The sequence below is a fragment of the Listeria sp. SHR_NRA_18 genome, assembly GCF_003856515.1.
Lineage (GTDB): Bacteria > Bacillota > Bacilli > Lactobacillales > Listeriaceae > Listeria_A > Listeria_A newyorkensis.
This window is the reverse complement of record NZ_QPKR01000017.1, coordinates 14,694-29,749: the sequence shown is the minus strand read 5'-3', so window position 1 is coordinate 29,749 and position 15,056 is coordinate 14,694. Positions and strand designations below refer to the sequence as shown.

9 protein-coding genes and 1 pseudogene are annotated in these 15,056 nt (G+C 39.8%); 8 read left to right on the top strand and 2 right to left on the bottom strand.

The features are described 5' to 3' along the window. Window positions 1–143: 143 nt before the first annotated feature. Window positions 144–353 (bottom strand): annotated as a pseudogene (locus DUK53_RS18030) (transposase); the annotation flags it as partial. Window positions 354–1,604: 1,251 nt separating this feature from the next. Here DUK53_RS18030 and DUK53_RS16485 point away from each other — a divergent pair. The 4 genes from DUK53_RS16485 to DUK53_RS16470 all read left to right on the top strand — a co-directional run bounded on the left by DUK53_RS16485 (window position 1,605) and on the right by DUK53_RS16470 (window position 5,619). After that, on the top strand, window positions 1,605–2,357 hold the full coding sequence (locus DUK53_RS16485; RefSeq protein ID WP_036092755.1) for a DeoR/GlpR family DNA-binding transcription regulator: 753 nt from the start codon (window positions 1,605–1,607) through the stop codon (window positions 2,355–2,357). Further along, window positions 2,354–3,265: a 1-phosphofructokinase gene (gene pfkB, locus DUK53_RS16480; protein ID WP_036092753.1), complete on the top strand. Its 912-nt coding sequence runs from the start codon at window positions 2,354–2,356 to the stop codon at window positions 3,263–3,265. Before DUK53_RS16485 ends, pfkB begins: the two co-directional genes overlap by 4 nt. Before the next feature lie 19 nt (window positions 3,266–3,284). After that, complete coding sequence (locus DUK53_RS16475) at window positions 3,285–5,162, top strand: PTS fructose transporter subunit IIABC (RefSeq protein ID WP_036131685.1); 1,878 nt, start codon at window positions 3,285–3,287, stop codon at window positions 5,160–5,162. A 106-nt stretch (window positions 5,163–5,268) separates the two neighbouring features. Beyond that, on the top strand, window positions 5,269–5,619 hold the full coding sequence (locus DUK53_RS16470; protein ID WP_036092749.1) for a helix-turn-helix domain-containing protein: 351 nt from the start codon (window positions 5,269–5,271) through the stop codon (window positions 5,617–5,619). Window positions 5,620–5,664: 45 nt separating this feature from the next. Here the strand turns inward: DUK53_RS16470 and DUK53_RS16465 are convergent, their stop codons facing one another. Then, window positions 5,665–6,318: a competence protein ComK gene (locus tag DUK53_RS16465; RefSeq protein ID WP_052164888.1), complete on the bottom strand. Its 654-nt coding sequence runs from the start codon at window positions 6,316–6,318 to the stop codon at window positions 5,665–5,667. A gap of 268 nt (window positions 6,319–6,586) precedes the next feature. On the opposite strand from DUK53_RS16465, the gene DUK53_RS16460 reads away from it, so the two are divergent. From DUK53_RS16460 to DUK53_RS16445, 4 genes are all read left to right on the top strand, one after another. Beyond that, window positions 6,587–6,820: an IDEAL domain-containing protein gene (locus DUK53_RS16460; protein ID WP_036131681.1), complete on the top strand. Its 234-nt coding sequence runs from the start codon at window positions 6,587–6,589 to the stop codon at window positions 6,818–6,820. A gap of 166 nt (window positions 6,821–6,986) precedes the next feature. Continuing rightward, window positions 6,987–10,463, top strand: a complete 3,477-nt coding sequence (addB, locus tag DUK53_RS16455; RefSeq protein WP_036131676.1) for a helicase-exonuclease AddAB subunit AddB — start codon at window positions 6,987–6,989, stop codon at window positions 10,461–10,463. Beyond that, window positions 10,460–14,185, top strand: a complete 3,726-nt coding sequence (gene addA / locus DUK53_RS16450) for a helicase-exonuclease AddAB subunit AddA (RefSeq protein ID WP_036131672.1) — start codon at window positions 10,460–10,462, stop codon at window positions 14,183–14,185. Before addB ends, addA begins: the two co-directional genes overlap by 4 nt. Before the next feature lie 2 nt (window positions 14,186–14,187). Further along, entirely contained in the window at window positions 14,188–15,048 is an 861-nt protein-coding gene (locus DUK53_RS16445; protein WP_036092741.1) for a fumarylacetoacetate hydrolase family protein, read from the top strand. The last annotated feature ends 8 nt before the right edge of the window (window positions 15,049–15,056 follow it).

Genomic DNA, 15,056 nt, shown 5'->3' with positions numbered 1-15,056 from the left:
GTTTTTTAAATTCGGGTGTGAAGGTGCGCGTCGTTCTTTTTGTCATTGTAAACTTCATCCTTTACTTCTTTATAGTATCTATTATAAAGACCCTTATTTAATTGTCCAATTTAGTATAACCTATCCAGAACGAGCTAGGGAATCTATGGTTCGTGCCTCTTTTTAATTCGTAGACTTGTACGAGAATCATTTAAGAATTGGCGGATATCGTGGCGTTCTTGCACTTTATTGCTATCAAACCAAGCCTGATAGGCTTTTTTGATGGTATAAGCCGTTTGTAAATCAGGATGTAAACTTAAATAATGGCGAATGATGCTTTTTTGTGCTGTGTCCAGTTTATGAGATCGCTTAAAAAGTAATCTGCAATAATGACTGCTTTTTCAAGCGCTGGTTATACAGCCAGCTTGAAGGTCTATCTCAAATCCATGATAACCATCTCTACCTGTTGCCCGCGTTCTCTTAATAGCGTTGAATGGCTTTGCACGACGATTTTCTAAAATATCAATGGGGCGCCGAGTGATGGGGGCAGCGATGATGAGTTGGAATTTGCCTTTGTCCTCATCGATAGCGATTATTTTAGGGGGGCTGGTGTGAGCTAGAAAGGCTTGTCTATATTGTATCGAAAAGGCGCATTATTTTTTTAGGTGTGGTGGCTTCATGAGGTTTAGGCAGTACAGGTAAGGAGACAGAGCGGCGATACTATAAAAAAGGAATGGTTGATGCCAAAGCGTCGAAAAATACTGATAGCATGAAACAAGTCCTTGATTTGTTTCATCAAATGATTTTCCACAGAAACAAACATATCTACGCTTTCAATAGTGTACATAGGCATGTTTTTCTGTGACTTTTAGAATGTTTGCATACGATAGTCTTTAATGCGAGTTGTCCGTGTGTTACAAGGAGGGCAGACATGCTTTTTCAGTCTTAGCAGGTTACATTATAAAGTTCAAGGTCTAGCATGTCAGAATATAAAGTTGATTAATTAGCACTACAGATGCTTTCGCTTACCATGTTCGGAAGGGAATGTTTACCTTTTTTGTTTGATGGTTTAATCGAGAGCTTTATTTCGGATAAGTTATATATATTAAAAAGAAAGAATAAATAGGTAATTGATATTGTCGTTTAAAAGTTAAGTTTTATACAGTTTATTTCAAGAATTTTGCTCCGTATTAATTCATAGTGTACCTTACTATAAAAAAATAAGGACATGATTCCGCCATATTTGAGGAAAATTAGCAATAAAATCTGGAGTTTTTAATGTTTTTTTTTTGGATAAAAAACACGATGTGAGGGCTTTTTTTGCTAATACATTTTATAGTGTTAGTATATTAGTTAAAAAGTCACCTTTCAAATTCTGTCACTATCAAATTATAGTAAAATAAAATGCTTATTTCTCTTTCTACTGAGATGAAATACTCGTATTTCATGGGATATAGAAAAGAATGAGAAAATAGTTGTGTGTATAAAATACTTGAAAAGGTTCTAATATTGAGTAATGAGGGCCAAAGGATGCGACAGCTAGATATAAATATGTTTTTTTTTGAATGATTGTGATTGACTTTGGCTGAATGTGGTGTTATTCTTTTTAAGAACGGAGGGATTTTATGTTGAACGCGGAGAGGCATAAACTGATAATGGATCTTTTGAAGCGGAAGAGCGCCGTTAAATTAAAGGATTTGATTGCGATTTCAGATTCTTCAGAGTCTACAATACGAAGAGATTTGGCTGAATTAGAAGATTTGGGAGTATTGAAGCGGGTGCATGGAGGAGCAATACTTAGTCAAGCAAGGACGATTGAGATGAGCATGATAGAAAAATCGGTCAGAAACGTCCATTGGAAGAAAGATATTGCGAAATTAGCAGCTTCAACCGTTGTCGACGGGGACTGTATCTATCTAGATGCTGGTTCTACTACATTTGAAATTATTGAGTTTTTAGTTGGACGTGATATTACAGTAGTTACCAATGGGTTAATGCACGTGGAAGAGCTTGTTAGTTTGGATTTAAATGCCTATATTTTAGGTGGGAAAATGAAAGCGAAAACAAAGGCGATTATTGGTGGAATTGCTTTAGAGAATATCATGAATTACCGATTTGATAAGGCGTTTATTGGGGCTAATGGTGTTCATTTGATTGATGGGTATACAACGCCTGATATGGAGGAGGCGTTATTGAAGCGTAAGGCCATGGAGCTTTCTGATGAGACTTTTATTGTTGCTGATAGTTCTAAGCTACATCATAGTCATTTTGCTAAGGTGTTTGATTTGGAAGATGCTGTCTTGGTTACTAATGCTATTAGCAAGGAAGATAAATATGGAATAATGAAAAAAACTAATATTATGGAGGTGCCAGTTTGATTTATACAGTGACGCTTAATCCATCGATTGATTATATTGTAGAGGTGGATGATCTTAATTTAGGTCATTTAAACCGAATGAAGACGAGCATCAAGTTACCTGGAGGCAAGGGCGTAAATGTTTCTCGGATACTTAATCAATTAAAAGTTGCTAATTGTGCTCTAGGTTTCTTGGGTGGTTTTACAGGGGAATTTATTCAACAGTGGCTAGAAAAAGAGGGAAGTACAAATAGATTTACGCGTATTGCTGATGATACACGAATCAATGTTAAGCTGAAACATGGTGAGGAAACTGAAATAAACGGGATGGGTCCGACGATTGATTCAACAGAAGTAGTGGCTTTCTTTAAGGAATTTGATAGGATGCAACATGGGGATATCGTTATTTTATCTGGGAGTATACCACCTTCTTTAGGCGCGGATTTTTATAATCGAATTATTGCAAAATGTGAAGCTCAAGATGTAGAATTTGTGATTGATACGACTGGGCCAAGTTTATTGGATACTTTGCGAAAAGAACCATTTCTTATTAAGCCAAATCATCATGAGTTAGCCGAATTGTTCGGGGTTGAATTCCAAGGTATAAATGATATTATTCCTTATGGTAAGAAGTGTTTGGAGCTAGGAGCTAAGCATGTTATTGTATCGCTTGCGGGTGATGGAGCTTTGTTATTTGTAGAGGATAAGGTCTATAAATCTAATACGCCACTTGGCAATGTGAAAAATTCTGTTGGTGCCGGGGACTCCATGATTGGTGGTTTCATAGGTACTTATATGGAGAGTGAAGATGTACTGGAATCATTCCAAGTTGCAGTGGCTACTGGTAGTGCAACGGCTTTTTCTACGGATTTGGCGACTTATGAGGCTGTTCAAAAATTAATTCCAGAAGTGAAAATTTCAGAGATATAATAATTGGGAGGTTTACATTATGAAAATAACTGATATTATGAGTCAAGACACGATGATCCTTTCCTTAAAAGCAACGACAAAAGAGGGCGCAATTGATGAAATGATTGCAAAACTTGATGAAAAGGGAAAAATTAATGATGCGTCACTTTTTAAAAAGGAGATTATGAAGCGGGAAAAGGAGAGTTCCACAGGTATAGGTGATGGTATTGCGATGCCTCATGCTAAGACGAAAGCAGTCAATACACCAACTGTAATATTTGCTAAGAGTGAGAATGGGCTTGATTATGATGCATTGGATGGACAACCGGCGTTTCTATTTTTTATGATTGCTGCGACGGATGGTGCGAACCAGACACATTTGGAAACATTGGCTGCCTTATCTCGGTTACTTATTCATCCCGATTTTGTTGGTAAATTACGCGATGCTACATCTAATAAGGAAGTAATAGCTTTATTTGATGAGGCGCAAGGAGAAGTGGGAACGCCAGAAGTGATTGAAAACAGTGATGATTCTCAAGATAAGCCTTTTGTAGTGGCGGTAACAGCTTGTCCTACAGGAATTGCGCATACTTATATGGCCGAGGATGCCCTAAAAAATAAAGCAAAAGAGATAGGCGTCGATATTCGAGTTGAGACGAATGGTTCGGATGGTGCGAAAAATAAACTGACGGCAGATGAAATTGAACGGGCAGCTGGTGTTATTGTTGCCGCGGACAAGAAAGTGGAAATGGCTCGATTTGATGGTAAGCATGTGTTAGAGACGCCTGTAAGTGACGGTATTAGAAAACCAGAAGAGCTGATTAATAAGGCGATGGCTAAACAAGCTCCTATATACCATCATAGTGGTGAAAAGGACAGTTCCGCTGGCGATGGACAAAAAGTTTCGATTGGAAGTCGTATTTATAAAGACTTAATGAATGGTATTTCGCATATGCTACCGTTTGTTGTTGGTGGTGGTATTCTTTTAGCATTTTCATTTTTGTTAGAACAGTATTTCCCTAGTGCAAAAGTTTTTACAGATATGTTGGGTGCGATTAGTGGCGGAACAACCGGAGCCTTTATGTTCCTTATTCCGATATTGGCTGGTTTCATTGCCATGAGTATTGCAGATCGTCCAGGTTTAATGCCAGGTATGGTCGGTGGTTTGTTGGCAGCGACGTCAGATGCAGGATTTTTAGGCGGCTTGCTGGCAGGTTTCTTAGCGGGTTATGTTGTGCTAGGTTTGAAGATTCTATTTTCCAAAATGCCTAAAACTTTGGAGGGTTTGAAGCCGATTTTAATTTATCCTGTTTTAGGATTGCTGATTACAGGCGGATTAATGTACTTTATATTTGATCCTATTTTTGCAACAATTAATGAGTTCTTAGTAGATCAACTGCAGTCTTTAGGAACGACAAATGCAGTTATTCTGGGGACTGTATTAGGCGGGATGATGGCAATTGATATGGGGGGCCCATTTAACAAGGCTGCTTATACATTTGCGATAGGTGTATTTACGACGACTGGTAATACTGATGGGGCGTTTATGGCAGCTGTAATGGCTGGTGGGATGGTTCCACCGCTCGCTATTGCAATGGCAACAACGATATTTAAAAATAAATTTACACAGGATGAGCGCCAAGCTGGTTTAACGAACTATGTGCTAGGATTGTCATTCATAACAGAGGGCGCTATTCCGTTCGCAGCAGCAGATCCATTGCGTGTGATTATGTCGTGTGTTCTGGGTTCCGCAATTGCTGGGGGGTTAACACAGTTCTGGCAAATTAACGTTCCTGCGCCACATGGTGGTATATTCGTTGTAGGACTGGCAAATCATCCGATGTTATTCTTGCTGTCAATCCTTATAGGGACAGTCGTTTCTGGGTTAATATATGGTTTTTGGAAGAAAGCGAAATAATAAAAAGAACTGCTCTAGTGATAGGGCGGTTTTTCTTTTGTATATACTATTAGTCGAAATAACTGTCGTTCATTGCTATAATAAGAGTATAGGAAGGGGTGAGGGTATGGACTTTGGAGAAAAATTAATTTCACTTCGAAAGAAACATCAATTGACGCAGAAGCAGTTAGCAGAGAAAATTGGTGTAACATCTTCTACAATTAGTAAATATGAGAACGATAATCATCGACCACCAATATTTATTCTTGCTAAGTTGGCAGACGAATTAGGTACAACAACGGATTTTTTATTGGACGATGTGGCCGGACTTAGGGAGAAAAACTCGGTGAATGCTTTCCCGTTGATTGGAAATCCTGAATTAGAAAAGTGGTACTTAGAGTTGCCCTACTCCTATTCGGAAGAAGAATTATTACTTTTGAAAAGAATTTCAGAGGCTTTGGGAAATCGAAATATTTAATTTCAAGGCAGTCACAAACCGGAAAAAAGTGACTGCCTTGTTTTTTTACTTATCTTCTTTCTTTTTGTTCTCCTTTTTTTGCTGGGGTGTATCAGGGTAACTAAAGTCAATGAAATGCTCATTAACCTCGCTGATTTCCTCAAGATTATAAGGTTCTCTATTCTCAGCTGCTAGGGAGATAGGTGGAAATAAAAGATTGGAATAGGGATACTCTGTCTCTACACTACGCATTTTTTGAGAAAATTTCATGTGTAGCATAGAAACTCTGGCCATCTGATTATTGAAAGTAGCAAATGATACAGATATTTTTATTTTTTGTTTGTTATTAAATCGGATGGTTGTGCAATTATAATTAGAGTCGTAATATTCCGAGATGTGTTGCGGAAAAATCCAAATACAATCGTCTCTTCCTGCTGAGGTTGTTGGAAAGGCATAGGTGAAGCTAACAGGATCAATCATAATTGGCGGCTTGTGTGTGACGCCTGTCAAGAAGCGAGTTCCTTCTCTTCTGCCTTCGTAGCTTGAACCAAAATATTGGCAGCTTGTTTTAATTAGAAATAATGGGGTAAAACTAGATATACGATGATCGTTTAATTCAAAGACTTCTGATTGAACCCCTGACTTTGTTTTTAGAGGCAGGATTATCATGGTATGGGGATTGACCTCATACACTGGCGTTTTCATTTTCTTCGACATAATGTCACTCCTTTTGATGTATATAAGTAGTGTAAATGCACCGAGTTAAGGTTATGGAATATCCGGTTTGTTTTTGAAAAATCTTAGGTACACCTACTTTGAAGCTATCTGTCTATGTTGCATCTCATTTGCTAGCTTGAGTATAGCACAGCTAATTCCCGAAGTCACTATTTTTTCTAAAAATTCTATTTTTATAAAGGATATGACTTTTTAACCCCTTATTTCTACTTTTTCATTGTGGTAATAAAAAATTAAGAAGGAGTGATCAGTCATGGAAATGCGAGATTTTTCAAGTTCATTAGTTAATCAAGTTGGAGTTCTAAAAGGAGAAAAAGAGTTAGTGAATACATTTATTGAGTGCTACATGACAATGCTCCTTGACGAACACAGGATGCAACAATTGAAAGATGAAATCGATGTTGCTTTAGACAATAACGATAAAGAGAAATTTTATCTTTTGACAGAGAAATTAAACGGAATGCAGCAGGAAATGCTGACCTTTTAAATAAATAACGTGAGGACTAGGGTCAATCTGGCTCTAGTTTTTTCATGTGTTATTTGTTGAAATTCGATTATAGTGATAGACTGAAATTAGGATTTTAAAATAAGTATGGTCTAGTTGGCTAATATGTGTTATGATATAAAACAAACATACGTTCGGTGGTGGAGAAATGAGTCTACAATTTATTATAGGGCGCGCGGGTACTGGGAAAACGGCACTAATAATGGACCGGTTAGAAGAGCGAATGAGTGGAGCGGGAGAGAAGCGGAATTGTATTTTCTTAGTCCCAGATCAGATGACTTTGCAAATCGAGACGGCGTTTTTTGAACGGGAGAGTGTCTCTGGGTTATTACACACGCAAATTTTTAGTTTTAGTCGTTTGGCTTGGCGGATTTTGCAAGAGAGTGGTGGCTTGGCTCGAACATTTTTAACGGATTCAGGATTAGAGATGGTCATTCGTAAAATAATGATTGAGAAGCAAGATGAGTTACAGTTATTTGGGCGGAATGCTTCAAAAAAAGGTTTCATTAAAGAGTTGGAGCAAATTTTTAAAGAGATGGAGCAATTTTGTGTGGAGCAAGAAGAGTTACAGAATTTTGATGGTGAGAATAGTGCAGATTTGAATAATAAGATGGCTGATATAGCGCTACTTTATGATGCTTATAAGCGTGTATTGTCTGGGAAATATTTAGAGAATGAAGATTATTTGAGACTGCTTGGAGATGCGATTTCGGATAGCAATTTTTTAGCGGAATGCGAGATTTTTATTGATGGTTTTCATGAGTTTTCGCCACAAGAATATTTGGTCTTGGGGGAATTATTTAGTGTTTGTAAAAATGTGACCATCGCTTTGACTTTGGATGAAGCATATAGTGTGAATAATTTACAGGCGTATAATGTATTTCAAGTGACAGGTATGACATATGCCAATTTAAAAGAAATAGCTCAGAATGGGGCTTGTGAAATATTACCTGATATCGTTTTAGAAAATAATGAACGCTTTAAAAATAATGATTTAGCATATTTACAGGAGACATGGGGGGAGTTCTCCGTGAAGGCCTATGCGAATGAGACGCCAAGTCTTGCTATTTATGAAGCGAATAATCGACGTGCTGAAATGGATGGGATTGCGAGGCATATAAGGCAGTTAGCTTCGGAGGGGTATCGTTACCGGGATATGGCTATTTTGCTCCGAAATACAGAGGTGTATGAGACGATTTTGAAGGCTTCTTTAAATGCGAATGATATTCCTTATTTTATCGATAAGAAACGAACGATGGCTAATCACCCAATGGTTGAATTTCTTCGTTCTAGTTTAGATGTTCTTCGTACTAATTGGCAGTATGAAGCTGTATTTCAGGCTGTTCGAACGGAATTTTTCTTTCCGCTAGATGTAAGTAGTAGTGCTTATAGAGGAAAGGTCGATATTTTTGAGAATTATATACTGGAGAATGGAATTTATAATAAACGTAGATGGATGGATAAACGACCTTGGAGTTACCGGAAAATTCGTGGATTGGATTTGAATCAAGGCGTACAAACAGACGATGAGAAGGCGAAAGAGGCTACGATTAATGAAGTAAGGGAGCACATAAAAGTACCGTTAATGGCGCTAGAGAAGCGGTTAGAGGTAGCTGGTAATGGTGTGGAACAGGCAAGTGCACTTTTTCAATTTATGTTGGATGTGCAAGTTGATGGTCGGCTAGATATGTGGCGCAAGCATGCGGAGGAAATGAATGAATTAGAGTTGGCAAAAGAGCATGAACAGGCCTGGAAGTCTGTTGTGGCGTTATTAGATGAGTTTGTAGAGGTTATGGGAGATGAGGAGCTATCTCTTAATACTTTCTTTGATATTATTAATACAGGGCTTGATGCTCTCGATTTTGCTTTGTTACCGCCGTCATTAGATCAGGTTATTGTTGCGGATATAGATAATTCGAGATTACTAAATAAGAAGGTTATTTTTGCTGCAGGGATTAATGATGGTGTTTTGCCAATGAAAAAAGAGGAGAGTGGCATTTTATCGGATGAAGATCGGAATGTTTTAAATCAGTCGGGAATTGCTGTTAGACCTAGTAGTAAGAATATGCTCTCAAGCGAAGAATTTGTGGCTTATCGGCTGTTTACGCTGCCCTCAGAGCGTTTATTTATTAGCTTTCCTAACGCAGATGAGAATGGGAAGGAATTGTCTGAATCAAGCTATATTAGGAGAATAGAGACAATTTTTCCAGAGGTGAAGAGAGAGCTTTATTTGAGTGATCCTTCTTTGTTGAGTGATTTGGAGCAGGCTTCTTATATTTCCACACCAAGAGCTACGATAGCGCTTTTAACAGCGCAAATGCAATATAAGAAAAAAGGGTACCAGATGTCTCCTGTATGGTGGGATGCTTATGCCTTTTTCCAATCAGATGAGGAGTGGAGAAATCCTGCTTTACGAATTTTAGGAAGTTTATTTTATCAAAATAAGGCTAAGAACATTTCAGAAGAAGCTGCAACCTCCTTGTTTGGTGAAAATATTCATGCAAGTGTTTCGAGAATGGAGCGTTTTTATAGTTGTCACTTTCAGCATTTTGCGCAACATGGTCTAAAACTGGAGGAGCGGGCGCATTATAAACTGCAATCTGTGGATATTGGTGAGATATTTCATGGGGCTATGGAGTGGATATCGGCAGAGCTTCAAAAGAATAACTTAGAGTGGGGTCAATTATCTGTGGAGCAATGCATGGAGCTGGCAACGCTTGCTATGGCGTATTTGGCGCCAAAGTTACAACATGAAATTTTGCTCAGTACGAAGCGATTGGAATATATTCAGTATAAGCTTTTGAATATCATTATTAGGGCGACGCGTGTGTTGAATGAGCAAGCTAAAATTAGTCGGTTTAAGCCGGTTGGACTAGAAGTTGATTTCGGAGCGAAGGGGGAAATACCACCTATGAAATTGCCGCTTAATGATGGGCGTGAACTCATTTTACAGGGGCGCATTGATAGAATTGATGAGGCGGAGCAGGATGAGCGCACTTTTTTGAGAATTATAGATTATAAGTCAAGCTCGCATGATTTGCCGATGACGGAAGTTTATTATGGACTTGCCTTGCAGATGCTGACCTATTTAGATATTGTCGTGGAGAATTCGGCTAAACTTATTGGAAAAGTGGCTGAGCCTGCGGGAGTTTTATACTTTCATATGCATAATCCGCTTGTTAGTGCAGACAAGGAATTGACGGAAACAGAGCTTGAGAAAGAATTGTTGAAGAGTTTTCGGATGAAAGGGTTAGTGCTGGACGATACTTTGGCGGTATCGCTTATGGATACGGAACTAGAGGCAGGGAAAACGTCTTCTGTGATACCTACTGGGTTGAAAAAGGATGGGAATTTTAATGCGCATTCGGCTACAGCGACGAGGGCAGAGTTTGATACGATGCGCCAGTACGTTCGTCGCCAGTATACAAAGGCAGGGAATAAGATTATTGATGGGGAAGTAACGATTAATCCTTATAAATTGAAGGAGCGGACGCCTTGTCAACTCTGTGTATTTCGATCGGTTTGTCAGTTTGATGCGTCGCTTGAGAATAATCAATATCGTAAATTAGAGAATCAGAGTAGGGAAGATGTTTTGAGGAAAATGCGTGAGGAGGGGCAGGAATGAGGAGGATAATTCCGACAAAGCCAGAGAATGCTGTGTGGACGGATGATCAGTGGAAGGCGATGTATGCGAGTGGTCAGAATGTTCTTGTTGCTGCTGCTGCTGGATCTGGTAAGACGGCTGTTTTAGTGAATCGAGTCATTGAGAAAATTGTGGATCCTGAGAATCCGATAGATGTAGATGAATTGCTCATTGTGACATTTACGAATGCATCTGCTGCTGAGATGAAGGCTAGGATTGGTAAGGCAGTTGAAAATGCTTTATTAGTGGATGAGTCATCTTCGCATTTGAAGCGGCAGATTGCTTTGCTTAATTATGCTTCTATCTCTACGTTGCATTCCTTTTGTCTAGATGTGATAAAAAAGTATTATTACTTGGCGGATATCGATCCTGAATTTCGTTTGATTGAACCGATTGAGAGTGCAATGGTGCGGGATGAAGTGATGGACAAATTACTAGAGGAGCACTATGGAAATGCTGAGAATGTTGCATTTTTTGAGTTGGTAGATACTTTTTCTGGGGATCGATCGGATGATGATATTGGAAAAGTTGTCGGGGAATTGTATGATTTTTCAAGAGCACATCCTTCCCCGGAGGCTTGGTTAGATTCGATTATTGCTAATTATGATGTCGGCGAAATAATGGATGTCGCGGGATTGCCTTTTTATCCTATTATTGAAAAGCAATTGATGATGGAGTTGCGACAGGCAGAGCATTTTTTGAAACATGCGATTTTTTTATGTGGCGATTCGGCAGGTCCTGAGCCTTATTTAGTGACGCTTGAGAGTGATTTGGAACAGATTCGGAGTTTGATGCAAGCGTTAGATTGTGATTGGGAAAGTTTGACGAGTGCTTGGAAGGCTGTTAAATTTCAGCGGATTGCTACCTTAAAAAATAAAGAATTATACGACGAAGTATTGATAAATCAAGTGAAGAAACTTCGTGATCAGGCCAAAAAAACGGTGACAGATGCAGGTAGTGAGTGGTTTTCGCGAGACGGAGTTCATTATATTTCGGATTTAATGAAAATGAAGCATACAATTGTGACATTGATAGAGCTTACGCAAGAGTTTGCTATTCGTTTCTATCAGGAGAAGGTTTCGCGGGGGATGCTTGATTTTAATGATTTGGAGCATTTGGCGTTACGTATTTTGAGTCATTCTGATCAGGATGGGGCACCGTCTAATGCTGCCTTGGGATATCAAGAGAAATTTAAAGAGGTTTTGATTGATGAGTATCAGGATACGAACATGGTGCAGGAGCGAATATTATCTTTAGTAACGGCGGATACAGAGGCAGATGGTAATTTGTTTATGGTCGGGGATGTGAAGCAGTCTATTTATCGTTTTCGTTTAGCGGAACCTGGTTTATTTTTGGCGAAGTATAAGCGTTATACGGGGGATGGTGATGGGACTGGGTTGAAAATTGATTTATCTCAGAATTTTAGAAGTCGTTCGGATGTGCTGGATACGACGAATTTTATTTTTAATCAGTTGATGGATACGGAAGTGGCGGAAATTGAGTATGATGAACAGGCGAAATTGGTTTTAGGTGCTCATTTTCCGGATTCGGATAGTACGCAGACGGAGCTTGTTTTGATTGATATGGAGCAGGATGAGAAATCGGATGAGGTGGATGAATTAGCGCCTGAACAATTGCAAAAAAGGCAAGCGGAGGCTCGTTATATTGCGAAGCGAATAGCCAAGCTGATTGATGAAAAGACGCCTGTTTTTGATAAGGGGTTGAAGCAGTATCGTCCGATGGAGTATCGGGATATCGTTATTTTATCACGAGCGCTTACAAGTGCGCCTGATATGGAGGATGCGATGAAGGAGTTGGATATTCCTTTCTACGCGAATAATAATTCTGGATATTTTGAGGCTACAGAAGTTGCGATTATGGTGTCTCTGCTCAAAATTATTGATAATCCATATCAAGATATTCCGCTTGCGTCCGTCTTGCGTTCACCGATTGTTAGTCTAGATGAAGATGCCTTGGCTCGAATTCGTTCTGTCGGGAAAAATAAACCGTATTTTGAGGCCTTGGAAATATATGCGCTTTCTGAACCAGGGGAATTGGCTTCGCAGTTACAGGCTTTTTTACGTCAGTTAAGTAAGTGGCGGGAACTATCGATGCGTGAAGATTTGGCTGATTTGATAGCGCAAATTTTTCAGGAGACGCATTTTTATGATTTTGTCGGTGGCTTGCCAGGTGGAAAGCAGAGGCAGGCGAATTTGCGGGCCTTGTTGGATCGCGCGAATCAGTATGAGAAGACGGCGTTTCGTGGGTTATTCCGATTTATTCGATTTGTGGAGAGGTTGCAGGTAAAGGGACAGGACTTGGGAACTGCCAAAACGTTGGGTGAGAAGGAAGATGTTGTCCGAATGATGACGATTCACGCGAGTAAGGGGTTGGAGTTTCCTGTTGTATTTTTATCTGGCTTGGACCGTAAATTTAATATGCGGGATATTTATAATAAATATTTGTTTGATAAGGATTTTGGTTTTGCTACGCGATATAATGATCCTGTGAAGCGTTTAGTTTACCCATCGATTATGCAACAAGCGATAAAGTATAAAAAGATTGCTGAGATGATGGCAGAGGAAATGCGCGTTTTATATGTGGCGCTAACTCGTGCTGAGGAGAAGTTGATTCTGGTTGGAACGGTTCCGAGTCTTGAAAAGTCTGTTGCGCAATGGGAACAAAACTTGACGGAGAAGGATTGGATGTTACCGGCGAGCGTTAGGTTTCAGGCTAAAAATTATTTGCAATGGATTGGTAGTGCTTTTGTGAGGCATCCAGATTATATGGAACAGATGGAAAATGGAAATGATTCTGGATCGGTTCGATTGTCCACTAATATGCGTCTTTTGATCGAGAAACATGGTTATCAGGAGTTTTTAACTGTGGATGCAGAGGCTAAGCAAGACTCGAGTTGGTTAGATATTGTGAAGAATGGTAAGGGAGCAGCGGAGCAATCGCCTTATTTTGAGCAGATTCAGGAACGTCTTTCTTTTCGATATGGTTTTATTGAGGAGACGGGTATTAGGTCTAAGCAATCTGTGACGGAGGTGAAGCGACAATTTTCGGTTGTGGATAGCTTTAGTGATACGCGGTTTACGAGAAGTGCGCAACCTGTGTCTTTTGAGCGGCCGAAGTTTTTGCAAGAGAAGCGACTGACGGCAACGGAGCGAGGGACAGCGATGCATACGGTGATGCAGGCTCTTTCTTTGAGGGATGCGCCAACTGCCGCTGGGATGAAGGCATTGCTTGATGAGCTTGTGTCTAGGGAGGTTATGAATGAGGAGCAGGTGGCATCGATACAAGTCGATTCTATTTTGAACTTTTTTGATACGGAATTGGGTCAATTAATGCTTGCTTATCCAGATTGTACGCTACGGGAAATACCATTCAGTTACAAAATACCTGCTAATCGGATACATCCAGATGTGGAGACTACGGAACAGATTATTGTTCAAGGGATGATTGACGTATTGGTGGAGCTCGATGATCAGCTTATTCTTATTGATTATAAGACGGATCAGATTACTGGGAAATTTGAGAATGGCTGGCTTGGTGCTGAGGCTATTTTGAAGAAGCGTTACCGAGTGCAGATGGATATGTATAAAGAAGCAATTGAGAAAATTAATGGTAGACAAGTAGATCATGTTTATTTATATTTTTTTGATGGGAATCATGTTTGTGAGCTGACAGGGGGAAATTAGAAATGAAATGGATTAGCTTTAGAGTTAGTGGCAGGGAGTCGTTTGGTATCGTCAAAGGGGACAGCATTATTGATATCAGCGCATTTTTCGCGGAGTCGGAGTGCCCGCGTACATTGGTAGAACTTATTGCGCAACCAGCAAAATTGGAACACATTGAAAAGCAATACGAGGCGATGCATGGAGCGATTCCGTGTAAGGATGTGCAGTTTTTGCCGGCAATTGTGCCACCAAATAATGTGATGGCTGTCGGGAAGAATTATCGGAAACATGTAATTGAGATGGGGAGCGTCGCGGATATTCCTGAGGCGATTATGATTTTCACGAAAAGTAGTAACACGCTTGTTGGGCATAGAGGGACGATTTCTTTACATGCGGGTGTGACGAGTGAGCTTGATTATGAGGGAGAACTTGCGATTATAATTGGCAAGGAAGTGACGAACATTTCTGAGGCAGAGGCTTTGGATGCGATTTTTGGCTATACGATTTTGAATGATGTGACGGCGCGCGATTTGCAGGTGAAGCATAAGCAATTTTATTTAGCGAAAAGTTTGGATGGGAGCTGTCCGATTGGTCCCTATGTCGTTACGAAGGATGAGATTGGTGACCCGAGTGCATTGCGGATTCAAACGTGGGTGAATGGGGAGAAGCGGCAGGATGGTACATTAGACCAGCTTATTTTTCCTATTGCGACGATTATTTCGGAGTTGTCTAAAGGGCACACACTTATGCCTGGAGATGTCATTGCAACCGGGACGCCTGATGGGGTGGGGAAAGCGATGAAACCACCGCGCTTTCTAAATGAAGGAGATACTGTTACAATTACGATTGAAGGCATTGGAACGTTAGAAAATCAAGTTATGTAAATAATGGG